Annotated in this window: 18 protein-coding genes; 11 read left to right on the plus strand and 7 right to left on the minus strand. The window is 67.9% G+C overall.

Going from position 1 to position 23,883, the window contains the following annotated elements:
* The first annotated feature begins 2 nt into the window (after positions 1-2).
* The 6 genes from NN4_RS38455 (at position 3) to NN4_RS38480 (ending at position 6,774) form a co-directional block, all read left to right on the plus strand.
* Positions 3-1,601, plus strand: a complete 1,599-nt coding sequence (locus NN4_RS38455) for a putative type IV secretion/conjugal transfer ATPase (protein ID WP_246181316.1) — start codon at positions 3-5, stop codon at positions 1,599-1,601.
* 55 nt (positions 1,602-1,656) lie between these two features.
* Entirely contained in the window at positions 1,657-1,965 is a 309-nt protein-coding gene (locus tag NN4_RS38460; protein ID WP_135232097.1) for a transposase, read from the plus strand.
* Between the two features lie 190 nt (positions 1,966-2,155).
* The gene (locus tag NN4_RS38465; RefSeq protein ID WP_246181319.1) at positions 2,156-3,787 is read left to right on the plus strand and encodes a peptidoglycan DD-metalloendopeptidase family protein; all 1,632 of its coding nucleotides are present in this window, start codon (positions 2,156-2,158) and stop codon (positions 3,785-3,787) included.
* Between the two features lie 53 nt (positions 3,788-3,840).
* Positions 3,841-4,455: a hypothetical protein gene (locus NN4_RS38470; RefSeq protein ID WP_246181317.1), complete on the plus strand. Its 615-nt coding sequence runs from the start codon at positions 3,841-3,843 to the stop codon at positions 4,453-4,455.
* Between the two features lie 38 nt (positions 4,456-4,493).
* A complete protein-coding gene (locus tag NN4_RS38475) occupies positions 4,494-6,329 on the plus strand; it encodes a type IV secretory system conjugative DNA transfer family protein (protein ID WP_147141555.1) in 1,836 nt (611 codons plus the stop codon).
* Positions 6,330-6,387: 58 nt separating this feature from the next.
* Positions 6,388-6,774 (plus strand): DUF4913 domain-containing protein, encoded by a 387-nt coding sequence (locus tag NN4_RS38480; RefSeq protein WP_223885542.1) that lies wholly within the window; start codon positions 6,388-6,390, stop codon positions 6,772-6,774.
* A gap of 110 nt (positions 6,775-6,884) precedes the next feature.
* Here the strand turns inward: NN4_RS38480 and NN4_RS38485 are convergent, their stop codons facing one another.
* Together NN4_RS38485 and NN4_RS38490 are read right to left on the minus strand one after the other, a co-directional pair.
* Complete coding sequence (locus NN4_RS38485) at positions 6,885-7,433, minus strand: hypothetical protein (protein ID WP_135232095.1); 549 nt, start codon at positions 7,431-7,433, stop codon at positions 6,885-6,887.
* Between the two features lie 400 nt (positions 7,434-7,833).
* The gene (locus NN4_RS38490) at positions 7,834-8,712 is read right to left on the minus strand and encodes a peptidylprolyl isomerase (protein ID WP_135232094.1); all 879 of its coding nucleotides are present in this window, start codon (positions 8,710-8,712) and stop codon (positions 7,834-7,836) included.
* A 196-nt stretch (positions 8,713-8,908) separates the two neighbouring features.
* Between NN4_RS38490 and hisS the strand changes: the two genes are divergently transcribed.
* From hisS to NN4_RS38505, 3 genes are all read left to right on the plus strand, one after another.
* The gene (gene hisS, locus NN4_RS38495) at positions 8,909-10,186 is read left to right on the plus strand and encodes a histidine--tRNA ligase (protein WP_147141559.1); all 1,278 of its coding nucleotides are present in this window, start codon (positions 8,909-8,911) and stop codon (positions 10,184-10,186) included.
* A gap of 524 nt (positions 10,187-10,710) precedes the next feature.
* Positions 10,711-11,358 (plus strand): hypothetical protein, encoded by a 648-nt coding sequence (locus tag NN4_RS38500; protein ID WP_147141562.1) that lies wholly within the window; start codon positions 10,711-10,713, stop codon positions 11,356-11,358.
* A gap of 440 nt (positions 11,359-11,798) precedes the next feature.
* On the plus strand, positions 11,799-12,809 hold the full coding sequence (locus NN4_RS38505) for a malate dehydrogenase (protein WP_147141565.1): 1,011 nt from the start codon (positions 11,799-11,801) through the stop codon (positions 12,807-12,809).
* A 1,181-nt stretch (positions 12,810-13,990) separates the two neighbouring features.
* On the opposite strand, the gene NN4_RS38510 is transcribed toward NN4_RS38505, so the two are convergent.
* The 4 genes from NN4_RS38510 to NN4_RS38525 all read right to left on the minus strand — a co-directional run bounded on the left by NN4_RS38510 (position 13,991) and on the right by NN4_RS38525 (position 20,993).
* The gene (locus NN4_RS38510; RefSeq protein ID WP_147141568.1) at positions 13,991-15,070 is read right to left on the minus strand and encodes a 2-oxoacid:ferredoxin oxidoreductase subunit beta; all 1,080 of its coding nucleotides are present in this window, start codon (positions 15,068-15,070) and stop codon (positions 13,991-13,993) included.
* Positions 15,067-17,019 carry a 2-oxoacid:acceptor oxidoreductase subunit alpha gene (locus NN4_RS38515; protein WP_147141571.1) on the minus strand — a complete coding sequence of 651 codons (1,953 nt, stop codon included), beginning with the start codon at positions 17,017-17,019 and terminating at the stop codon, positions 15,067-15,069. Before NN4_RS38515 ends, NN4_RS38510 begins: the two co-directional genes overlap by 4 nt.
* A gap of 132 nt (positions 17,020-17,151) precedes the next feature.
* A complete protein-coding gene (locus tag NN4_RS38520) occupies positions 17,152-18,168 on the minus strand; it encodes an Rv2578c family radical SAM protein (protein ID WP_147141573.1) in 1,017 nt (338 codons plus the stop codon).
* Between the two features lie 53 nt (positions 18,169-18,221).
* Positions 18,222-20,993, minus strand: a complete 2,772-nt coding sequence (locus NN4_RS38525; protein WP_308633350.1) for a helix-turn-helix transcriptional regulator — start codon at positions 20,991-20,993, stop codon at positions 18,222-18,224.
* 129 nt (positions 20,994-21,122) lie between these two features.
* Here NN4_RS38525 and NN4_RS38530 point away from each other — a divergent pair, with 129 nt between their 5' ends.
* Together NN4_RS38530 and NN4_RS38535 are read left to right on the plus strand one after the other, a co-directional pair.
* Complete coding sequence (locus NN4_RS38530; RefSeq protein ID WP_147141579.1) at positions 21,123-21,947, plus strand: alpha/beta fold hydrolase; 825 nt, start codon at positions 21,123-21,125, stop codon at positions 21,945-21,947.
* Between the two features lie 73 nt (positions 21,948-22,020).
* Positions 22,021-22,815 (plus strand): alpha/beta fold hydrolase, encoded by a 795-nt coding sequence (locus tag NN4_RS38535; RefSeq protein WP_147141582.1) that lies wholly within the window; start codon positions 22,021-22,023, stop codon positions 22,813-22,815.
* A gap of 218 nt (positions 22,816-23,033) precedes the next feature.
* Here NN4_RS38535 and NN4_RS38540 read toward each other — a convergent pair whose 3' ends face one another.
* A complete protein-coding gene (locus tag NN4_RS38540; RefSeq protein ID WP_246181318.1) occupies positions 23,034-23,837 on the minus strand; it encodes a LuxR C-terminal-related transcriptional regulator in 804 nt (267 codons plus the stop codon).
* Positions 23,838-23,883 lie beyond the last annotated feature (46 nt).

Genomic DNA, 23,883 nt, shown 5'->3' on the forward strand with positions numbered 1-23,883 from the left:
GGATTCGCACCGACGACATCCGGCGCCGCAACTACGCCGCGCGCGCCGAGCAGGTCTTCGAGGACGGATTCGACCGCAGCACCGCCCAACTCACCGATCGCGGCTACGCGGGTGAGGGCGGCGGCCGGATGAACGTGGTCGGCCGCCCGGTCGAATACCGGGCCACCACCGCGCAGGTCGCCGGACTGTGGCCGTGGTCGGTCGGTGCCGGTGCGCCGCTGATCGGCACCCCGCTGGGCTCGCACCTGCATACCGGCGCCCCGGTCTGCTTCGATCCGATGAACTGGTTCATGCGCGGCAGCTTCATCACCGCGCCGAGCCTTTTCGTGCTGGGCCTCAACGGCTTCGGTAAGTCGTCGCTGGTGCGCCGGATCGTACTCGGCGGTATCGCTCAGGGCATCACGCCGCTGATCCTGGCCGACGTCAAGCCGGACTATCGCAAGATGGTGGAGCTGGTCGGCGGCCAGGTGATCGACCTCGGTTACGGCCACGGCAAGCTGAACCCGCTCGCCGCTGGTGTGCTGGGTGCGGTGGTGCCGCGCCTGGATGACCACCCCGCCTTGCAGATTCAGGTATTGCAGGACCTCCGTGCGCGCCAGGTGACCCTCATCGCGGGTCTGGTCGAACTGGTCCGCGGCGCCAGGGTGCGCGACTTCGAGGAGACGCTCATCGCCACCGCGCTGCGCATCCTCTACCAGCCGGGCAGCGGCTACACCCCGGACCAGCCGCCGATCATGGAGCACCTGCTCGAGGTGATCGTCGCGGGCGGTGAGGAATTGATGCTCGACGCGGGCGCCGACGACCCTAACGAGTATCAGAACGCGATCAAGAACCTGCGTCGCTCGCTGCGCGCGCTCACCCAGGGGCCGTTCGGCGCGATCTTCAACGGGCAGACCTCGGTGCCGATCGACACCAGCGCGGTCGCGGTCTGCATCGACGTCTCGCACATCCCGACCGGCGACAAGAAGCTCAAAGCCGCGGTGATGCTGGCCTGTTGGGCCGACGGGTTCGCCTCGGTCGAGGCCGCGCACGTGCTCTCCGACGCCGACCTCGGGCCGCAGCGCTACTTCCAGGTGGTGATGGACGAGCTGTGGCAGGTGCTCGGCCTCGGCGACTTCATGGTCGACCGCGTCGACGAGCTCACCCGTCTGCAGCGTGGCATCGCCACCTCGCTGATCATGATCAGTCACACCATCAAGGATTTGCAGGCCCTGGGTTCGGAAGCCGCGATCGCCAAGGCGCTCGGCTTCCTGGAACGCGCGCGCGCCAAGATCTTCGGCGCGTTGCCCGGCGAGGAGGTGAAGCGGCTGGACAGTATCGTGCCGTTCACCTCCGCCGAGGAACAGATGGTGACCGGCTGGTCCGCGCCGCAGGCGTTGACCGGAGAGGCCCTCAAACCGGGCCAGCTGCGGCCGTCGCCGCCGGGCACCGGCAAGTTCCTGCTGAAGATCGGCGAGGATCGGCGCCCCGGCATTCCGTTCCACATGGAGTTCACGCTCTCGGAGAAGGAGAGCGGTATTCACGACACCAACCAGCGGTTCAGCGAATTCACCGAATCGACTGCCCGAGGGACGGATTCGCCGAGCGGGAGCGCCGCATGACAGATCAGCCGAGATCCGGTTTACCGATGCACCTGCCCACCAGGAGGTGCGTCGGATGATGCCACACCGCTCCTACCGCCGGGTGTCGCCCGAGGTGCGTCAGGCCGCTGTCCAGCAGGTCGTCGCGCTCACCGGGCAGATGCGCAGCGAGTCGGAAGCCTGTCGCGTGGTCGCCGAACAGATCGGCGTGCATACGAACTCGGTGCGCAATTGGGTGCGTGCGGCCGAGGGCCCGAGCCTGGAGCGCTTGGATGCGTCCGCGTTGCGCCGCAAAGTGGCGCTGCTGCAACAACAATTGGCGGCCGCCGCGGAGATGAACCGCACCCTGGCCGACACCCTCAACGAATCCCGGCGCGGGCAGTGAATCTCGAGCCGATCGAAGGCTTGCATCACCACTGCCGGACCGAAGGTCACCTTCGGTCGCAATGGCCGATGCGGTGGGCTTTCAATGCATCCGGCGCGGTGACGCGTCGGCGTGGAGGGCCGGTCCCGGCGAGGCAGCGGTGACCGGGAAGGGGCTGCTGTGGGGAGCGCTGGTCACGGTTCTCGCGCTGATGACCCTCGTGGTGGTCATCGTGCTGCCTTCGGCCGACGACCCGTGCGAAGGCGCGTTGATCCTCGGCACCGAATCGAATCTGCCGCCGCTGGGTGGCTATGCGCCGGGCGATCCGCGCGCAAATCCCTCAGGCACCCAGGCGAATCCCGCCGCCGCCGCACCGCCGTCGGGGACGCAGAACCCGACCAGCTCGGGCGCGCCATCGCTGGCCGCCGGTGCCGGACCGATCCGGCGCACCCTGCCGCTGGCCACCGGGACCTTCACGGTGTCGGACGTTTTCGGCGCGCGCGGCGGCAAGCACCTCGGCATCGACCTGGCCGCCACCGACGGCACCACCATCTACTCGGTGTCCGACGGCCGGGTGGTAGCCGCCGGGCCCGCATCGGGTTTCGGCAACTGGATCGTCGTCGACTCGATCGACACCAACGGCCGCGCGTACTCCGCCGTCTACGGCCACATGTGGGACTCCGGCGTGCATGTGCGCGTCGGTGACACGGTGACCGCGGGCCAGCCGATCGCCCAGGTCGGCTCCGCCGGCGAATCCAGCGGCCCGCACCTGCATTTCGAGATCGTCCCCGGTGGCCGGTTCACCGGAGGCCGCCAGATCGACCCGCTGCCTTGGCTGGACGGCGCACCGACCCCGGATGTCGGTGGCGCGCAGGCCTTTTCCAACGATCCCCGCTGCACCCGTGGTTTCGGCAGCGCGGGTGGCGCGCTGGCCGCGGGCAAGGTGCCGCCGGAGCTCGAAATCTGGTATCGCCGTGCGGGTTCCATCTGCCCGCAGATCACCCCCTCGCTGCTGGCCGCACAGGGCAAGCAGGAGTCCGGCTTCCGCCGCGGCGCCACCTCGCCCGCAGGCGCGCAGGGTTTGGCGCAGTTCCTGCCGACCACCGCGGTCAGCGTGAACCCGGACGACGGTCAGCCCTATGTGATCGACGCCGACGGCAACGGCAGCGCGAGCGTGTGGGACGACGGTGACGCGATCATCGGGCAGGGCCGCTATATGTGCGCCATTGCCAACAAGATCACGCAGTGGCAGGCCGAGGGCAAGGTGCAGGGCGACATCACCGCCCTGTCGCTGGCCGCCTACAACGCCGGTGAGGGCGCGGTGCTCGCCTCCGGCGGCATGCCGAATCGGGTTGCGGCGCACCTGTCGGAGACCCAGCCCTACGTGGCGAACATTCTCGCGATGGAGGCGCAGTACCGCGCGCCGGGCGCGCTCGGCCGGTTCGCACCCGAGGAGGGCGGCGGTGGCAGTCAGATCGTCGAGGCCGCGCACGACTGGCTCGGCACCCCGTACGTGTGGGGTGGCGGTGGCCCGCAGGGGCCCAGCGGTGGCGGACTGGACGGTCCGGGCTTGACGGCCGCCGCGGTGTTCGCCGCCTCGTCCGGCTCGGTGACCTTGCCGCGCACCGCGGAACAGCAGTGGGAAGCGGGTGTCGAGGTGCCGATGAGCAAGATTCAGGAGGGGGATCTGGTGTTCAGCTCGTTCGGCCCGCGCGGGCCCGCACAGGTGGGCATCTACTCCGGCAACGGACGGATGATCCAGGCGGTGCCGGGCACGCGTGGCGGCGGCGGTGTCGGCGAGGTGCAGGTGCCGGGGGACAGCCGGGCGAGGAGGGTGTTGTGATCGCGGGCAACGAATCCGAACACGCGACCTCGGGACTGCCGAACTGTCGGTCGATGCGGTTAGCCTGGAATAACAGCGGTGGGAGCGGCGAACCCCGCCGCATATCGAACACGGCACAGGTACGCGCGAAACTGGTGGTGATGCTGGTGGTGAGCGTCGCGATGCTGGGCGCGGCCTGTGGTCGCGGAGACGGCGTGGACACCGGATCCGGTGGCGCGCCCCCGGCTACGTCAACGACCCGATTGCTCGAGGGCGTGCCCGCCCCCGATCCGGTCACGCCCGACGGCGTCGCGGTGGCCGCGCTGAAGGAGATCTACACCTGGCAGCCGGCCGCCGAAGCCCAGGGCGCTTCGCTGACGCGTGCTCGGAAGTGGTTGGGCCCCAGCCTGATTCGCATGCTGGACGGCTCGCCGACCGGCCTGGAGACGCCGCGGACGACGTTGCAGTGGGCCGATTGGGCCGCAGCGAAGGCGCGCGTCGAGGCGTTCACCTTCGCCTCCGGCGAGAAGCCGCCCAGCGGCGGCGACCCGAACATGCAGCAGTTCAAGATCGGCATCGAGCAGACCGTCGTCTACCCGAACGGCCGCAAGGAAACGTTGCCGCCCGCGACGGTCATCGCCACCGTGGTGAACACGCCCGAAGGCTGGCGGCTCGACGCGTTCCGCTGAACCCCAAGACATTTCCCGCAGAGAAAGAGGAGGCAGCCATGGCGAAGAAGCCGGTAAAAGATCCGGCCGCGATCGGGCCGGACGCAACCCTCATTTTGCTATACGCCGGGTTCGCGATCCTCGGAACGCTCTGGCTGTCGCTGCATCTGGGCAACATGCTGTCGTTCCCGACGCAGTCGATCCCGATCAATCCGATTGCCATCGTCGCGGACCTGATCCGCGGCGATCTGCGGTGGCCGCGCGCGTCGACGGTGATCGTGCTGATCGTGGTCGCGGCGGTGGTGGCCTGGGTACTCATCCGTCGGCAGCTGAAGAAGCGCAGGTCGGTCGGTGTGCTGCCGGTCGACGAGAAGGCCAATGTGATGGGCCAGGGCGGCGCGATCGCCCATCTCACCGAGAAGGGTGTGCGGGAGAAGGCCCAGCAGCTCGGCGTGCGCCTGGGCACCGAGGATGTGCCCGGCGTGCCGATCGGCATCGGGATCGCCGACGGCCAGATGCTGTACGGCTCCTACGAGGATCTGCATCTCGACATTTGGGGCCCGCGGCAGGGCAAGTCGACCTCCCGGGTGATCCCGGCGATCCTCACCGCGATCGGGCCGGTGCTGGCCACCTCCAACAAGCGGGACGTGGTGGACGCGACCCGAGATGTGCGGGAGGCCAAGGGAAGTCCCACCTTCGTGTTCGACCCGCAGGGTGTGGCGGGGGAGGAGCCCAGCTGGTTCTGGGATCCGCTGGCCTGGGTGGACGCCCGTCGCGAGGGCTGTGAAATGCGGGCGGCGCGGCTGGCCGGGCACTTCGCCGACGGTGACGACGGCTCCGACGCCAAGACCGACGCGTTCTTCGACCCCGAGGCCGAGGATCTGCTCGCCGGGCTCTTCCTGGCCGCGGCGGTCGGTGACCGCAACGGCAGCAGGCCGATCGTGCAGGTGTGGGAATGGGTGACCAACCCGCAGGACACCGAGCCCATCGAGCTGTTGCGCGCGGCCCGTCATCACTACACCGCGTCGGGTCTGTCGTCGCAGTACAACACCGACGCCCGCACGCGCAGTGGCATTTTCGGCACCGCGAAGAAGATGATCCGCTGCCTCAAGCTGTCCAACGTGCACCCGTGGATCACCCGCGGCGGCGACCGCAGGGAGTTCGACGAGCTCGAGTTCATCGAACGCAACGGCACCCTCTACAGCCTCTCGCTGGAGGGTCGCGGTTCGGCGGCGCCGCTGGTGAGCGCGTTGACCGAGGCCGTGATCGACGTGGCCATGCGCAAGGCGTCGCAGTCCGCCGGTGGCCGGCTGGCCATTCCGCTGCTCGCGGTGCTCGACGAGGCCGCGAACGTGGTGCGCTGGAAGGATCTGCCCAAGCAGTACAGCCACTTCGGCTCGCGCGGCATCGTGGTGATGACGGTGCTGCAGTCGTGGGCGCAGGGCGTGCGCTGCTGGGGCGAGCCCGGCATGAACGCGCTGTGGGCCGCCGCGAACATCAAGGTGCTCGGCAGCGGGGTGGACGATACGAACTTCCTGCGCGAGCGGTCCGAGGCGATCGGCGACTACGAGGTCGTGTCCGCCTCGGTGTCGGAATCCAAAGGCGGCAAGAGCTATTCGCGTTCGCTCGGGTCATCGAAGACGTTCAGCGTGCAGGCCTTGGCCCAGCTGCCGCGCGGCCGGGTGATCGTCTTCCCGTCCGGCGCGCCGCCGGTACTGGTTCGTACGGTTCCGTGGTGGGAGGGCGAGTACGCTGCCGAGGTGAAGCAGTCCATCTCACACCATGATCCGCAGCGTAAGACGGAGATCACCGACCTGATTCCGGGCACGCCGTCGCTCAGCAAGGGCACGCCGCCGCCGGAATTCGGGAAGATCGAGGAGGTCAGGCCACTGTGATCGAGCGAGCCTCGGACGCAGCACTAGCGGTCACTACGCGCGCCGGTGAGGCGCGGCCGTGACCGAACAGCAGCAGCAGCCGATGATCTACGCGAGCGTGGTCGAGTTCGTGGAGAACTATCTGAGTCTGGTGTACCGGCGTCAGGTCACCGATCTCAGCGACACGGTGTGGTGCCCGGAGTGGTGGCAGCATGCCGAGGCGATCGCCCGCCTGGACGCGATGTGGCGGGCCTGGGAGCACTTCCGGCTCGACGGGGCAACGGGATTGAGCGTGTGGTTCCTCGATCACGCCGACCCGCACATGGCGAAGCTGTTCGACCCGAAGGGGCCGTTCAAGTACTGCAGTGTGCGTAACGGGCACAAGGACATGCTCAGTCCGTTGCCGTTGAAGTCGCCGCAGCACGGGATGTTCGGTGATCCGACGATCGGTGATTTCCGGATGTAGGTGTCCGGGCAGCGCATCGGATGAGCCCGCGCGAGCAGAGCTACCCGGTGCGGAAGTGACGTAGCGCGAAAAGAAACGCCCGCTTGATAAGCGGGCGTTTTCTCGGCTGTCTACCTGGTGCGTTCCAGGCCGCGGGATTCCTGTTCCCGAGCCCTGGTGACCGCGGGTGCCTCCTCGGGGCGGGTGCGTACCGCCTCGATGGGGGGCTGGGCCTGGCCTACCTCGATCAGCATCCGTACCGCGGCGAGTTCGGGTGCGACGCCCATCTTCGCCAGATGCGCGGCGATTGCCATGCGACGTTCGGGCGAGTCGTACTGCAGGACCGGCTTGGCGTGCGCGGCGGCGATGCCCGCCATGCGGGTGGCCTCGGCCTGCGCCGTGAAGCGATCCTTCTCCAGCGACACACCGCGCTCGGGGATCGGCTTCTCGATCATCCTGGCCAGTTCGGTGTTGCGCGGGTCTTTGGCCTTCGAGTCGCGGGCCTCGCGGATCTGCATCTCGCGGGCCTCTTTCATGCGAGCCTCAGTGACCTTGACGCGCGCTTCGGCTTCTTTTTGACCACGCTCGCGGGTCCGCAGTGCGACCAGCGTCGCAAGCTGCAACATAGTCCTCATCATGGCCGCTGTCTCGCGGCCGATGTCGTCCAGTTCCTCGGACATGGCTGCTCCCCGATGCTGCAGTGATCACATTATGGTTGTTGTGGTGCTTTGTCTGGGCACCGCCACGCGAACTGTAGTCCGTGGAGGATGCCCCGGCTGCAAACTTGGACACCGGGAGAACTCCGTGTCGTCGCGCGCCCTTGCTCGGGGGTCGCCCAGGTGAAGGGGTTACTACGCTACGGGAACTCCTTCATTCGAGGTTACCCGAGAAAGCCGCGGCTCAACCGTACGGCTGTGCCGCTTATCAGCATATATCGCACAATTCCGACAGGCTCGGGAACTCGCCGGAGTATCTCCGGTCTGAGCCAACCCTTACCGAAGTATTAGGGTCACCTTCCTCAGGCGACACGTGTCGGGCCCCGCACTCGGTCGAGTGCAGGGCCCGAACGGGTTTCACGATTCAGTCGACGCGGACCGACTCGATGGTGACCGGCTGACTCGGCTTGCCGTCGCCGGGACCGTTGGAGTCGTCCTGGCCACCCTTGGCGATCTTGTCCAGGGTGCCCATGCTGTTCTCATCCACCGTGCCGAAAATGGTGTAGTTCGGCGGCAGCTGCGAATCGCCGTAGACGACGAAGAACTGGCTGCCATTGGTGCCAGGGCCCGCGTTCGCCATGGCGAGCACGCCACGCTTGTACGCGATCGGCTTCTGCGCGGCCATCGGATCGTTGGCATCGAGCTGATCCGTCGGGTACTCGTTGTCGAATTCGTAGCCGGGACCGCCCATGCCGCTTCCGGTCGGGTCACCGCACTGCAGCACCTTCAGACCCTCGCTGGCGGTCATCCGGTGGCAGCTGGTGCCGTCGAAGAAGTTCTGCGACGCCAGGCTGACGAAACTGTTCACCGTGCAGGGTGATTCGGCGTTGTTCAGGGTCAGGCCGATGGGACCCTGGTTGGTCTCCATGCTGACGCTGACCTTCGCGTCGTTGCCGGTGGTGGGGATGCCCTCCGCCTTCACCGGCTTGGTCGCCGGCTTGTCCGCCGGTTTTTGGCTGTCCTTGTAGACGCAGTTGACCGTCGCGGGCTTGGCCACCGCCGCGGGCGGTGCGGCCGCCGACGGCGCGCTGCTGGACTGGGTCGCATCCTTGGCGTCGTTGCTGCTGTCGTCGCTCTTGGTCAGGAAGTACACCCCGGTTACCGCGGCGACCACGACGACAACACCGAGCACCGACCCGGCGATCGTGAGTTGCTTGCGCCTGCGTGCGCGCTCGGCCCGGTTGGCGAGCTGGCGCTCCAACTTACGTTTCGCCGCTGCTCGCCGCTGTTCGTTGCTCGGCACTACCACGTTCCTCCCGTGTCCGGTTGTTACGGCATGAGAGTCTGCCATTTATTCCTGAGACTGCCCGACACTTCCCGAGTGCGGTGCGCCTCACAGCCGGCCGGAATCGCGCATAACGGGCACGAACAGGTCCGGGATGGGAGGTAGGCGTAACCGGTTGGACTTGCGGGGGCGTGGTGGTGGAAACTGGACCATCGTGACCAAGACCAGCAGCTTTTCCGCCCCGAAAGGGATACCGGACTACGTCCCGCCCGGCTCGGCCGAATTCGTCGCGGTGCGCGACGGGCTGATCCGCGCCGCCCGGCTGGCCGGATACGGACATATCGAGCTGCCGGTCTTCGAGGACACCGGGCTGTTCGCCCGCGGTGTCGGCGAGTCGACCGATGTGGTCAGCAAGGAGATGTACACCTTCCCCGATCGCGGCGACCGCAGCGTCACGCTGCGCCCCGAGGGGACAGCGGGTGTGATGCGGGCCGTCATCGAGCACGGGCTCGATCGCGGACAGCTTCCGGTGAAGTTGGTCTACAACGGGCCGTTCTTCCGTTACGAGCGACCACAGGCCGGTCGCTACCGCCAGCTACAGCAGGTCGGCATCGAGGCGATCGGCGTCGACGACCCCGCGCTCGACGCCGAGGTGATCGCCATCGCCGACGCCGGCTTCCGTGGGCTCGGGCTCGACGGGTTCCGGCTGGAACTCACCTCGCTCGGCGACGACACCTGCCGTCCGCAGTATCGGGAACTGTTGCAGGAGTTCCTGTTCGGGCTGCCGCTCGACGAGGAAACCAAACGGCGCGCAGAGCTCAACCCGCTGCGCGTGCTCGACGACAAGCGGCCCGAAGTGCGCGCGATGACCGCCGACGCGCCGCTGATGATCGACCACCTCTCCGAATCCGCCAAGGCGCACTTCGAGCAGGTGCTCGGCTACCTCGACGCACTCGGCGTGCCGTATGTGGTGAACCCGCGGATGGTGCGCGGGCTCGACTACTACACCAAGACCACCTTCGAGTTCGTGCACGACGGACTCGGCGCGCAATCCGGCATCGGTGGTGGGGGGCGCTACGACGGACTGATGGCGCAGCTCGGCGGACAACCGTTGTCCGGCATCGGATTCGGGCTCGGAGTGGACCGTACGGTGCTGGCTCTGCAAGCCGAAGGCAAGACCGCCGGTGATCCCGCGCGCTGCGAGGTCTTCGGCGTGCCGCTCGGCGATGCCGCCAAACAGCGGATGGTAGTGCTGGCTGCGCACCTGCGTGCGGCGGGCATCAGCGTGGACCTCGCCTACGGCGGGCGTGGGGTCAAGGGTGCGATGAAAGCGGCCGATCGATCCGGGGCGAAGTTCACGCTCGTGCTCGGGGATCGGGACCTCACCGAGGAGACGATCGGGTTGAAGGACATGGCGACCGGGGAGCAGCGCCAGATTCCGATCGATGAGGTGGTTGTCGCGATTCGCGAAGCACTGGACGTGTCCGGGTAGAACCGGACTCGGTTTCTTCGACCGGGGCGGTGCTCCCTCGCGGAGTGCCGCCGCGGTGTCCCGTTGACGAGTGGGTTGGGCGTCGCGTGCCGGGTCTCATGATCCGGCGGGTCATGAGAGCGGGTGATGCTCGTCGAATGCGGCTGTGCCGTCCCGTTGGTGGCGCAGGTTGGCGTCGGGTCGCTGCCATGGTCAACGTGTCATGACGGCGGCGGATCAGTCGTATGCCGCATCGTGTCTCGGTGGTGAAGGGGTTGGGCGCCAGAGGTGTGTCGTCATGCTCGGCGGGACCATGGCGTCGGCACTCGCGGGTGTGCTGCGGCAACATCCCGTTGGCGATGCGGGGGCGTGGGCGGGCTGTCACACCGCAACCATGAGGTAGGCGGTCCTGTTCGAATGCCGCCGGCATGTCACGTTGGTGTATGGAACCGCGGCAACGTCGCGGAAGGGGGCACCGGAGTGGGGGTGCGGGGGTAACGTGACTGCGCGCACGACGTGGCGCGGAGTCGCGGAGAGGTGGGCCTGTGTCGTCGAAATCTGGTGAGCAGCACGCGGATCCACCCGTCGGGCTGGACCTCGTCGCACCCGAGATGTACGCGCCGATGCTGCGCAGGCTGGCGTTGGCCGCGGCCGGCATCGGCATCGGCTCCGCACTACTGGCCGCGACCGTGGTCAGCTGGCCGATCGCGGCCACCATCGGACTGGTCGTCGGCGCGCCGACCGTCGGCTACGCCTTCGCCCTGCGCCGCCGCCGAATGTGGATGTCCGGCAACGTGATCCACGCCCGACGACTATTCGGCGAACGCCGGATCGAGGTGTCCGCCGCTACCGGCGTAGAGGTACTGATCTTCCCTGCCCGCCTCAGCCGCATCGTCCTGCGCGTCACCGCGGGCGAAATCTCGCAAATCGTCCCCCTGGCCATGTACACCGACGCAGGCAGCGGTCGCGAACTGCACCTTCTAGGCCTGCGCCGCCTGGCCGACGCCCTGGCCACCAGCCAACTAGCCGCCGCCGTAGCCGTTTCCGCCTTGCTGGTCCATCAGCTCCGCGCGGAAGCCCGAGACGCCCGGCTAGCCGAACGTCCCCTGTACCGCGCCGTCCAAATGGCCCGAGTCAAAGACGCCGTCTCCCCGGTAGTCCTCACCGACCGCGAAGTCGCCGCCCTGACCTGAGAGTCGTGGCCGAGCACCCCGCACCGCACGTCCACGCCGGCTGCGCGAACCTGGTGAGCGGTGCGCGCGAGGCGAATTCGTGCGCAGCGGTCGACGCGCAGGCGGTTGCCGTGCTCACGCCCTGCTCGGCGCGATGCGTGTGACCGTGGTGCATTCCGGGTCATCCGTGCGCCCGCCCCTCATTCGGGTGCGGCGGCCGGCGGGGCGGACAGCCACAGCCCGGCGCAGTTGCGCGTCTCGCCCTGCGTATCACCCCTGCCGCGCGCGTCGGCGTCTTGTGCGGTGGTCGAACTTGCGGCTATTGCGTCGTGCGGGGGGTAGCGGGTACATCGGACGGCGGGAGCGGGGGTGACTGTCGCGTTGCTCACCGTGTGGTTTTCGGGGGATGCGGAGTCGTTAGGGTGAAGTTCGAGAGTCCGCACAACTACTAGGAGTTTGCTGTGAGCACCGGAGGTCGGACCGCGCCCGTGACTGTTGCTGTGACCGGTGGGGCCGGGCAGATCGCGTATGGGTTGTTGTTCCGGATTGCGTCGGGGGCGATGCTCGGTGCGGATACCCCGGTGCGGTTGCGGCTGTTGGAGATTCCGGCGGCGGTGGCTTCGTTGGAGGGGGTGGCGATGGAGCTGGAGGACGGCGCGTTTCCGCTGTTGGAGTCCATCGATATCAGTGATGACCCGTGGGAAGGGTTTTCGGGGGCGAACGTCGCGGTGCTGGTAGGGGCGCGGCCGCGCACAGCCGGGATGGAACGGTCGGATCTGTTGGCCGCCAACGGCACGATCTTCACCGAGCAAGGGTCCGCGATCAACGCGAGTGCCGCCGATGACGTGAAGGTGCTCGTGGTCGGCAATCCGGCGAACACGAACGCGTTCATCGCGATGAGCAACGCACCGGACGTCCCGGCCGCCCGCTTCACCGCGATGACCCGTCTGGACCACAACCGCGCGATCGCACAGCTGGCCAAGAAGACCGGCGCGCCCGCCGCCGACATCGCCCGAGTTGCCATCTGGGGCAACCACTCCGCGACCCAATTCCCGGACATCGCGCACGCCACCATCGACGGCCGCCCCGCCCTCGACCGCATCGACGATCCGTCCTGGCTCACCGACGACTTCATCCCCACCGTGCAGCAGCGCGGCACCGCCATCATCCAAGCCCGCGGGGCCTCCTCGGCCGCCAGCGCGGCCAGCGCCGCCCTCGACCACATCCACGACTGGGTGCGCGGCACCGCCGCCGGTGACTGGGTCTCCATGGCCGTCCCCTCCGACGGCTCCTACGGCGTCCCCGAGGGCCTCATCAGCTCCTTCCCCGTCACCTGCGCCGACGGCACCTACACGATCGTCCCCGACCTCCCCATCGACGACTTCGCCCGCACCCGAATCGATGCCAGCGTCGCCGAACTCACCCAGGAACGCGACGCCGTAATCGACCTGGGCTTCGCCAAGCGCCCCTGACCCCGGAACTCCGGGCACCACCCCAGCCGGCCTTGATTCGTCGCTGAGCCGTACAGCACGGTAAGGCATACTCCGGGGCGCTACCCGCACGTCACAGCCACCACGTCCCACTCGGCGTTCAACTCGCCCGAATTCGATGGCGAGCGGGACCTGAGGGCGCCGCGACTCGCACTTCGCCGCCACTACGTCCCACCCGGCCCTGATTTCTCGCCGGGTGGGACATGAGGGCGGGTCCACTCGCAGTTCATCGACGCAGAGTCCCACCTGGCGCCTAGTGGCCCTTGACTTCTCGCGGGGCGGACATGAGGGCGGGCTCTCGCGTTTGGCCACCGCCATGTCCCACCTGGCGCTCAGCGGACCGGATGCCTCGCTGAGTGGGATGTGATGGCGGGCCCACTCGCACTTCGCCGCCACCAAGTGCCCCTCGGCGTTCAACTGGCCCAATGCGTTTGAGCGGGACATGAGGGCGGCCCCACTCGCAGTTCGCTGCCGCCATGCCCCGCTTGGCCATGACTTCTCGCCCTGGCGGGACATGAGGGCGGGCCCACTCGCAGTTCGCTGCCGCCATGTCCCGCTTGGCTATGACTTCTCGCCCTGGCGGGACATGAGGCGGCGCTATCTTCGCCGCGACCGTGTCCCGCTCGGAGCTTGGCGGCCCTTGATTCCTCGTGGAGCGGGGCATGCCGACAGGGCCACTCGCACTTTGCTGCCACCATGTCCCGCCCGCCGCTCACAGAGCCTCGATTTCTCGCTGAGTGGTACATGGTGGTGGGGCCTACTCGTGTTTTGCCTCCGCCATGTACCACTGTCCGGCCGAGCGAGCCCGGACTTCTCGTTGGGCGGGACATGCGGCGGACCTACTCGCACTTCGCCACCGCCATGTCCCACTGGGTACGTAGCGACCCTTGACTTCTCGCCAGGTTGGGCATGCGGGCGGGGCTACTCGCGTTCGGCCACCGCTAGGTCCCACCTGGCGCTCAGCGGACCTTGATGCCTCGCTGAGGGACATGAGGGCAGTGCTACTCGCTCTTCGCCGCCACCACGTCCCACCTGGGCTTGGCTTCTCGCCCCGGCGGGACATGAGGGCGGGCCCGCTCGCACTTCGCCGCCGTCACGTCCCGTTCGAGAGCATGGCTGGCCGTTGGGCCGGAAGCCGTTGGTCGGCAACGGATCGGCACGACCTAGCTGACAGTCCAGGTCTCCGGACCACTGAGCAGCGACTGCAGCGAGTCCTGGTCGACAGGTTTGCGTTCGCGCGCCTGTGTCGTCTGTGCGCGCACACCGTCGTCGTACGTGGGTCGGTTGACGCTGCGGAACACACCGGTGACCACATGGTCGAGTGCTTGGTCGGAGAGGCGGGAGAGGGCGTAGGCGTATTCGGGGTTGTCGGTGTAGGCGTCGTGCACGACGATGTCGGATTCGGCGACGGCGTCGGTGCGGGTCACCTCTAGCCCGAAACCGCTTCGGACGACGACGAATTCACCGTCGGCGCCGAAGCGGATGGGCTCGCCGTGGTGCAACGGGACCAGGTGCGCGGCGGCGTTGTCGCGGCGCAGCGCATCGAAGGAACCATCGTTGAAAATGGGGCAGTCCTGCAGGATTTCGACGAACGAGGTGCCGCGGTGTTCGGCGGCGGCGCGCAGCACCTCGGTGAGTCCCGCGCGATCGGAGTCCAATGCGCGTGCGGCGAAGGTGGCTTCGGCGCCGAGCGCGATCGACAGGGTGTTGAAGGGGTGGTCGACCGAACCCATGGGGGTCGACTTGGTGACCTTGCCCTGCTCCGAGGTGGGCGAGTACTGCCCCTTGGTGAGTCCGTAGATCCGGTTGTTGAACAACAGGATCGTCATGTTGACGTTGCGGCGCAGCGCGTGGATGAGATGGTTGCCGCCGATGGACAGCGCGTCACCGTCACCGGTCACCACCCACACCGACAGGTCGGGGCGGGTCACCGCGAGCCCGGTGGCGATGGCGGGCGCGCGGCCGTGGATGGAGTGGATGCCGTACGCCTCGAGGTAATACGGGAAGCGGCTCGAGCAGCCGATCCCGGAGACGAACATCAGGTTCTCCCTGCGCAATCCGAGCTCGGCGAGGAACCCGCGCACGGTCGCCAGGATCACGTAGTCACCGCAACCGGGGCACCAGCGCACCTCCTGATCGGTGGTGAAGTCCTTCACCTTCTGCGGACCCGCCGCGGCGGGTACCCCGGACAGTCCGGTCAAGCCGAGATCTGTGCCGACGAGCGAGGTTTCCACGATGGTCATTCGTTACCCCCAGTGCTGACGTACGTGGCCCGCGCTCTGGCGGCGAAGGCCTTGTCCTGTTCCATCTCCGCGATCGAGCCGTCCAACGCGGCGTCGATGACCCCGACGAGTTCCTGCGCGGAGAACGCGGTTCCGGCGATCTTCGTCCACGGCTGCACATCGACCAGGTACTTCCCACGCAAGAGCAACGCGAGCTGGCCGCCGTTCATTTCCGGCGCGACGACCGTGCGATAGCGCCGCAGTACGGCACCGAGGTTGCCGGGCAACGGATTCAGATGACGCAGGTGCGCCTGCGCGACCGGCACGCCACGGCGTCGCGCGCGGCGACAGGCCTCACCGATCGGCCCGTACGAGCTACCCCAGCCGATGAGCAGCAGCTCGGCCCGCCCGTCCGGATCCTCGACCTCGAGATCGGGCACGCTGATGCCGTCGATCTTGGCCTGCCGCAACCGAACCATCAGTTCGTGATTGGCCGGCTCGTAGGAGATGTTGCCGCTGCCGTCGGCCTTCTCCAGTCCGCCGATCCGGTGCGCGCGCCCCTTGGTGCCGGGGACGGCGAGCGGCCGGGCCAGGGTCTCCGGATCGCGGGCGTAGGGCTGGAACGGGTCGGTCTCCTCGCCTTCCGGCTCGAATCCGGTTTCGATCGGCGCAAGGTCGGTGACCTGCGGAATCGACCACGGCTCCGAACCATTCGCGATCGAGCCGTCGGACAGCAGCAGCACCGGCGTGCGATAGGTGAGCGCGATCCTGGCCGCCTCGACCGCGGTGGCGAAGCAGTCGGCGGGGGAGCGCGGCGCGAGTACCGCGACGGGTGATTCGCCGTTGCGCCCGTACAGCGCTTGCAGCAGATCGGCCTGCTCGGTCTTGGTCGGCAGGCCGGTGGACGGCCCGCCGCGTTGCACGTCGATCACCAGCAGCGGCAGCTCGGTCATCACCGCGAGGCCGATGGTTTCGCTCTTGAGCGCGAGTCCCGGCCCGGAGGTGCTGGTGACGCCGAGCGCGCCGCCGAGCGAAGCCCCCAGTGCCGCACCAATTCCCGCGATCTCGTCCTCGGCCTGGAAGGTGGTGACGCCGAAGTTCTTGTGCTTGCTCAGCTCGTGCAGGATGTCCGAGGCGGGGGTGATCGGGTAGGTGCCGAGGAAAACGGGCAGCCCGGCGAGCTGACCCGCCGCGACCAGTCCGTACGCGAGCGCGGTATTGCCGGTGATCTGGCGGTAGGTGCCCGGCGGCAGCTTCGCGGGCGCGATTTGATAGGTGGTCGCGAAACTTTCGGTGGTCTCGCCGTAGTTCCAGCCTGCCCGGAACGCCAGCACGTTGGCCTCGGCGATGTCGGGCTTGGCGGCGAACTTCTCCCGCATGAACTTCTCGGTGCCGCCGATCGGCCGCCCGTACATCCAGGACAGCAGGCCGAGCGCGAACATATTTTTCGCGCGCTGGCCGTCCTTCTTGCCGACCCCGGTGGACTCGGTGGCGCCGAGGGTGAGCGAGGTCATCGGGACGCGGTGCAGCACGAAGTCCGACAGTGTGCCGTCGTCGAGCGGGTCGGCGGGGTAGCCGACCTTGGTGAGATTGCGCTTGGTGAACTCGTCGGTGTTCACAATGACCGTGGCGCCGCGCGGCAGATCTTCCAGATTCGCCTTCAGCGCGGCCGGATTCATCGCGACGAGCACGTCGGGCTGATCGCCCGCGGTGAGGATGTCGTAGTCGGCGATCTGAATCTGGAACGACGAAACGCCGGGTAGCGTGCCCTGGGGCGCTCTGATCTCGGCGGGGAAGTTGGGCTGGGTGGCGAGGTCGTTGCCGAACGCGGCCGCTTCGTGCGTGAAACGATCACCGGTCAGCTGCATGCCGTCGCCGGAGTCACCGGCGAACCGAATGACTACCTTTTCCAATTTCGCTGCGTCGGCGGCGTTTTGGGCTGTGCCGACCTCGTTGTGGTGCGAAACCATCTGCCTGCTTCACTTCCTCGTCGATGAGAGGGGTGCCACCGCCAAACTACTCCGCACCGCTCGGTACGTCCGCCCGATATGTGAGGTTCACGGGTATTGCGTGCGGTTACCGGTGGTCGATCGCGCGAGGCTTCAGCCGAACAATGCCAGCTGCGGGTCTGCGGCGTGCGGACTTTCCGGCTGTGTCTCCGGTTCGGCCGGTTTTTCCGGCTTCAGCGCGTGTCGCTTCAGCAGCGGATCGACCCGCTCGCGCAGCCAGGTCGAGTACTCGGGCGTCACATAGGCGCCACGGCCGTAGAGCTGACGGTAGCGCCGCACCAGCGCCGGATGATGCTCGGCGAGCCAGTCGAGGAACCAGTCGCGGGTGCTGCCGCGCAGGTGCATCGGGAAGGCGACGGCCGAGCGCGCGCCCGCGTCGGCGATCGCGCCGAACAGCTCGTCCAGGTGCGCCTTGCTGTCGGTGAGGCACGGAATCACCGGCGCCACCATGACATTCACGTCGAAGCCCGCGTCGGTGAGCGCGCGCACGAGTTCCAGCCGGGCTTTCGGTGCCGGGGTGCCGGTTTCGAGGCTGCGGTGCAGGTCCAGATCGTGGATCGCGATGGATACCGCCACGCTCACCCGCACCTCGCGCGCGGCCAGGGTGAGCAGCGGAAGGTCCCGGCGCAGCAGGGTGCCTTTGGTGAGGATGGAGAACGGCGTGCCCGAATCGGTGAGTGCGCGAATGATGCCGGGCATCAACCGGTATCGCCCCTCGGCCCGCTGGTACGGATCGGTGTTGGTGCCGAGCGCGACCGGTTCCCGATGCCAGGAGCGGCGGCCGAGCTCCTTGCGCAGCACCGCGGCGATGTTCGTCTTCACCACGATCTGGGAGTCGAAATCCTTGCCCGCATCCAGGTCCAGATACTCGTGTGTCGGGCGGGCGAAGCAGTAGCGGCAGGCGTGCGAGCAGCCGCGCATGGGGTTGATCGTCCACTGGAACGGCAGGTTCGAACTCGCCGGCACCTTGTTCAGCGCGCTTTTGCAGAGAACTTCGTGGAAGGTGATGCCCTCGAACTCGGGCGTCTGCACAGTGCGCGTCAACCCGGCCCGGGTGAGCCCGGGCAGCGCGCCGTCGTCGGCGTCCAAGGTCTGGCTTTGCCACCGCACCACTTCAGTCGAACATATGTTCGCCTCGAGTGCAATCTTCTGCCGGTCCTCGCTCAGCTGATCGCCGAGATGGCGCCGGCGAGTTCGACTCGGCTGCTGATGCCGAGGCGTGGATAGATGCGGTAGAGGTGGGAGCCGACGGTTCGGTGGGAGAGGTAGAGCTTCTCCGCGATCTGGCGGTTGGTGAAGCCATCGGCGGCCAGGGTGGCGATCTGTAGTTCCTGGGCGGTGAGTTGGTCGCGGGCGGTGGGGGAGCGGCGGGCGCTGGTTTCGCCTGCGGCGCGCAGTTCGTTGCGCGCGGCCTGGGCCCAGGGTCCGGCGCCCAGGGCGTCGAAGGTGTCGCGGGCCTCGCGCAGCGGTTCGCGGGCTTCCGACGTGCGGCGTAGTCGGCGCAGCCGGCGACCGTGATGGAGTTGCAGTCGTGCGCGGTACAGCGGCCACCTACCCGTATGGCCCGTGAGCGCGGCGGTGTAGGCGTCGGCGGCGGCGGCGTCGGCGGCGAGTACCGCGCGGCTGTATTCGTCGACGACGAGCAACATCGAGGCAGGTACCCGTCGCACCAGCTCCGGTAGGTCGGTCAGCAATTCCCTTGCGGCATCGGCATTGTCGGAGGCAACCGCGGCGTCGGCGAGTTCGGGCGCGACCCACCACCGTTGCATAGGGTGACTCACCGGGTCGGCGGGATCATAGACGCGCGCGAGCGTCGTGAACGCGTCCTTGGCCTGCCCGGCCAACAACAGGAGCATGCCGCGGGTCTGCTGGGCGGCGATCTGGATACACCGCATCCCGGCGGCCAACGGGCTGGCGCCGACCGCGCGCAGATGCTCGGCGGCCAGTTCGGATTCGCCGCGCAATGCGGCGATCATGGCCAGATTGGCGTGCCCGGTAACGAGATAGAACTCCTGGCCGTTCTCCGCGGCGAAGGCGCGGGCTTCCTCGGATTCGGCGCGGGCCCGGTCCCAGTCGCCGAGCCAGATGCGGATCCAGTTGCCGGCGCCGAGCAGGCCGGACAGCAGGCCGAGTCGCCCTTGGCTGCGGCTGATTCCGGCGGCGTGGTCGACATAGGCAGTGCCACGGCGGAAATCGCCGAGGTACAGCGCGGCGTAGCCGAGCGAGCGCATGGCGTCGGCGTCGGCGCGATTCGGATCGAGCCGGTCGAGTTGCTCGAGAATCCCGGCGCCGCGCTCCCACGGCAGGCTGAACGCGCCGATGGCGAGTACCTGCGGGTCGTGTGCGGGCAGGTTCAGGGAATCCAGTTGGGCGACAATGTATTTGCGGGATTCGTCGCAGGCGTCCTGGGAGGAGCATCGTGCGGCGGCGAACCACAATATCGCTGCTGCGAGATCGGTATTGCCCGCGTCGTGCACACCGGCGGCGATATCTACGAGCTGCCGGATACGACGGTCGGCATCCGCGTAGCGATGGAACGCGACCATCTCCTCGACGGCTGCCAGGCGTGCCAGTTCGATGGGCCCCAAGACGCTCAGGTCGGCCCGATCGAGCAGTTCTATGGCTTCGCGTCGCGCACCGGTCTCGCTCGCCAGTTCCGCGGCGTGCAGGAGCAGGGCGGTCGTGCGCTCGGGTCGTTCGGACAGTTTCGCCGCGCGATCCAGGGCGGCGACCGCGGCCATGATGGCCCCGCAGGCTCGCGATCGCTGCGCATAGTGTTCGAGTTGCGTGGCGATGGCGTCGTCGGTGCCGAGCGTGGCCGCGGCGCGATGCCAGAGTTGTCTGTCGGGGAAGTCGGCGAGCACCTCGGCCAAGATCGAATGCGCCTCGAGCCGTTGCGTCAGCGGCGCCCGGACATAGGTCGCCGAACGCATCAGCGGATGCCGGAACCGTAGGAGCGGACCCGCCATCTCGACCAGGCCGACGTCGATGGCTTCTTGCAGGTGCGCCGCGCCGACCGGGACACCGGCGAGGATGGCGGCCGCCCGCAACAGCCGGCCCGCGTCGCAGCTGACATCGGCGGCGAGGACGACGAGCAGGGTCCGAGTCGGCTCGCTGAGCTCGGCCGAACGCGCGGCGAAGGCGGTTTCGAGGCGGGCGGTCAACGGCAGATCGTCGACCATCCGATCCGTGGTCTGGCGCATCGCCCGCGGTAACTCGGTGAGCGCCAACGGATTTCCCGCAGCCTGGCTGAGCAGTCGCTGTCGCACGGTGCTCGGCAAGGTGGGTGCTTGCGCCTGGAGCAGGGCGGCGGCGGCCTGCTCATCGAGCGGTTCGACCATGACCTCCGGCAGCCCCGCTCGCCGGGCGGCGTCCTCGGACCCGGTCCGGGTGGCGCCGAGCACGAGGACCGCGTCACTGCCGATCCGGCGCGCGACGAAACTGAGTACATCCGCGCTACAGCTGTCGATCCACTGCAGGTCGTCGACGAGCAGGACCGTCGGGCATACCGCGGCGGCCTCGCCGACCAGTTGCAGCGTGGCCAACGCCACTGCATACAGGTCGGGCGATCCGTCCTCCAGTCCGAACGCGGCGCGCAGGGTGCGCTGCTGCGCAACGGAGAGTTTGGACACTTCGGCTTCGAGGGGCCGCAGGAGCTGGTGCAGCGCGGCGAACGGCAAGCCTGCTTCGTTCTCGACACCGGCCGCGGAGACCACGGTCAGGTGCTGGTCGGTTGCCAGCGCCCGAATCGCGCCGAGCAGAGCCGACTTTCCGATACCCGCCTGTCCACGCAGGATCAGCACCGAGCCGTTTCCGGCGACCGCTCGATCCAGGAGCTCTCCCAGCATGGCCGAATACCGGTCTCGACCAATCAGAGTCGACTGCGAAAACTCACCGATCACCGCCAGATCCTGACAGAGAACCCACGGTTTCACAAAGTGACGACGCAGGTAGGTGCGGTAATCGGTGTGACGACTGCGTCACTGAACACCACCCTGACTCAGTCATCTGTGCAGTCGTTCGACTGATGTGTAGGCAGTGGCTGCGTTCGTAACTTCGTCGGCATGACAAACACCTTCACCACGACCGACGGGGCGCAGATCTTCTTCAAGGACTGGGGCGCGGGCCGGCCGGTCGTCTTCAGCCATGGGTGGCCGCTGAGCGCCGACGCCTGGGACGAGCAGGCTCGCCTGGTCGCCGAGCACGGTTACCGCGCCGTCGCCCACGATCGCCGTGGTCACGGCCGATCGACCCAGACCTGGGACGGCAACACCATGGACCGCTACGCCGACGATCTCGGCGAGCTGATCGAGCACCTGGACCTGCGCGACGCCGTTCTGGTCGGCCACTCCACCGGCGGCGGCGAAGTCGTGCGCTACCTGGCACGTCACGGTAGCGGCCGGGTTGCCAAAGCGGTGCTGCTGGGTGCCGTGCCCCCGGTGATGGTCAAGTCCGAGACCAACCCCGGCGGCACCCCCATGGCGGTGTTCGACGGTATCCGCGCCGGTGTGGCCGCCGACCGCTCGCAGTTCTACTGGGAGCTGAGCGAGGCCTTCTACGGCTTCGATCGGCCCGACGCGATCGTCTCCGAAGGTGCGCGGCGCGCGTTCTGGCGGCTCGGGATGCAGGTCGGGGCGCGCGCGGCCTACGAATGCGTCGCCCAGTTCTCCGAAACCGATTTCACCGAGGACCTGAAGGGGATCGACGTGCCGGTGCTGGTCGCCCACGGCGACGACGACCAGATCGTCCCACTGCACGCCTCGGCGATGCAGTCGGCGGCACTGCTCGAGAACGCGACGCTGCGGGTGTATCCCGGTGCGCCGCACGGCCTTTACGGGGAATTCCGCACCGCGTTCGAAGCCGACCTGCTCGCCTTCCTCGCGCGCTGAACACCGCGACGCCGCCACCCGCTGCTTCGAAGCCGTAACCGGCTGAGAACTTAACTCTTTCGAGGAACCCGCAATGCGTATCACCACCATCGTCAAGCTCACCGCCGTCGCGCTGGGCTTCACCCTCGCCGGCGCGGGCTGCGCAGGCGCCCAGCCAGGGCCCGCCCCGGTCAAGCCGACCATCGTGCTCGTCCACGGAGCCTTCGCCGAGTCCAGCAGCTGGAACGGCGTGCTCGACAACCTCAACCAGCAGGGTCTGACCAGCATCGCCGTGGGCAATCCACTACGCAGCGTCGCCGGCGACGCCGACACCGTCCGCAGCGTGGTGGCCTCGATCGACGGTCCGGTCGTGCTGGTCGGGCACTCCTATGGCGGGCAGGTCATCTCACAGGTCCACGATCCCAAGGTCAAAGGACTGGTCTACGTCGCGGCCTTCGCGCCCGAAGAAGGGGAGACCATCGGCGAGCTCTCCGGCAAGTTCCCCGGCAGCACGCTCGGCGACACACTCGACAAGGTAGTGCTGCCCGACGGCAGCACCGACCTCTACATCCAACCCGCCAAGTTCCACCAGCAGTTCGCCGCAGACGTTCCCGCGGACCGAGCCGCCCTCGACGCCCGCACCCAGCGCCCGCTGAACGACCGCGCACTCAACGGCAAATCCGGCGCACCGAACTGGAAGACCGTCCCGTCCTGGTTCGTCTTCCCCGACACCGACTACAACATCCCCGTCGCCGCACACCGCTTCATGGCGGAACGGGCCGGCTCGCGCGCCACGGTGGAGATCAAGGGCGCCTCGCACGCGCTGACCGTCTCCCAGCCCGGCGCCGTTGCGAAAGTCATCATCGAGGCTGCCCGCGCAGTCAGCTGATCTCGAGCTGTGCCGCGTGAAACGCTCGACGCGGCACAGCATTCGGCACGTCTGCGCCTCGGCACCGCGTCACCACGGCCCGCTCGGTTGCTGATCGAGAACGAGCGGCTCTACTACGGTCTGGTCGCCTTGTCGCCATCGTCATGGCGTGCTACTGCGGCGTGTCGTGACTGACAACGGCGATTCCTGGGCACGGAAGTTCGTCCCGACTGTCGCCGTTATGTCTCGATCGACCCGATCCGGCGGGTGTGCGCGTAGACCGCGGCGTGGATGCGGTCACGGACGCCGAGTTTGGTGAGCACATGGGAGACATGGGTTTTGACGGTCTGGTTGCCGATGCCGAGGGCGCGGGCTATCTCCGGGTTGGTGTAGCCCTTCGCTATGAATCGCAGGACCTGATGTTCACGGGGAGTGAGGGTTTCGACTTCCGGGGTGGCCGGAAACGGTTCGATGCCTGCGGACAGGCGCGTGATCAGCTGCCTGGTCAGTACCGGGTCGATCAGGGCAGCGCCGTGCACCGCAGTGCGGATGGCGGCGAGCAGATCGTTGACGGGACCGGATCGCGCGAGGAAGCCTGTCGCACCGAGATGCAATGCGCGGTAGAGGTTTTCGTCGGTGTGCTCGGTGGCGAGGGCGAGGATTCTGGTGGTGGCGGTGTCGATCGGGCCGGCGTCGGCCAAGCCGGGCAGGTCGAGATCGATGAAGGCAACGTCCGGGCGCAGGCGTTGGATCTCCCGAACGGCGGCGAGGCCGTCGCTGACCTCCGCGACGCAGGTCATATCCGGTTGGCCTGCGATCGCGGCTTGCATACCCATCCGGAACAGCAGCTGACCGTCGGCCAGTAGTACCGAGATCGTTTGTCCGCGAGTAGGGCCGGCGTCTCCCGGCCGCAGGTTCACCGCGTAGTCGGCCGAACGCGTGTCCGCGTGCGCGGTAGCCACCGACAGCGTCATTGCGGTGATCGCGAGAATGAGCGTCGACACCACGCGTAGCAGCGGATGGGTCGAGCGGTTCGCAACCATGGTTTCAGACCGTAGGCTCATCGGCCGCCGATGCCCAGCGGGGCCG

Origin of the sequence: Nocardia ninae NBRC 108245 (assembly GCF_007990755.1) — a bacterium.
Taxonomy (GTDB): Bacteria; Actinomycetota; Actinomycetes; order Mycobacteriales; family Mycobacteriaceae; genus Nocardia; species Nocardia ninae.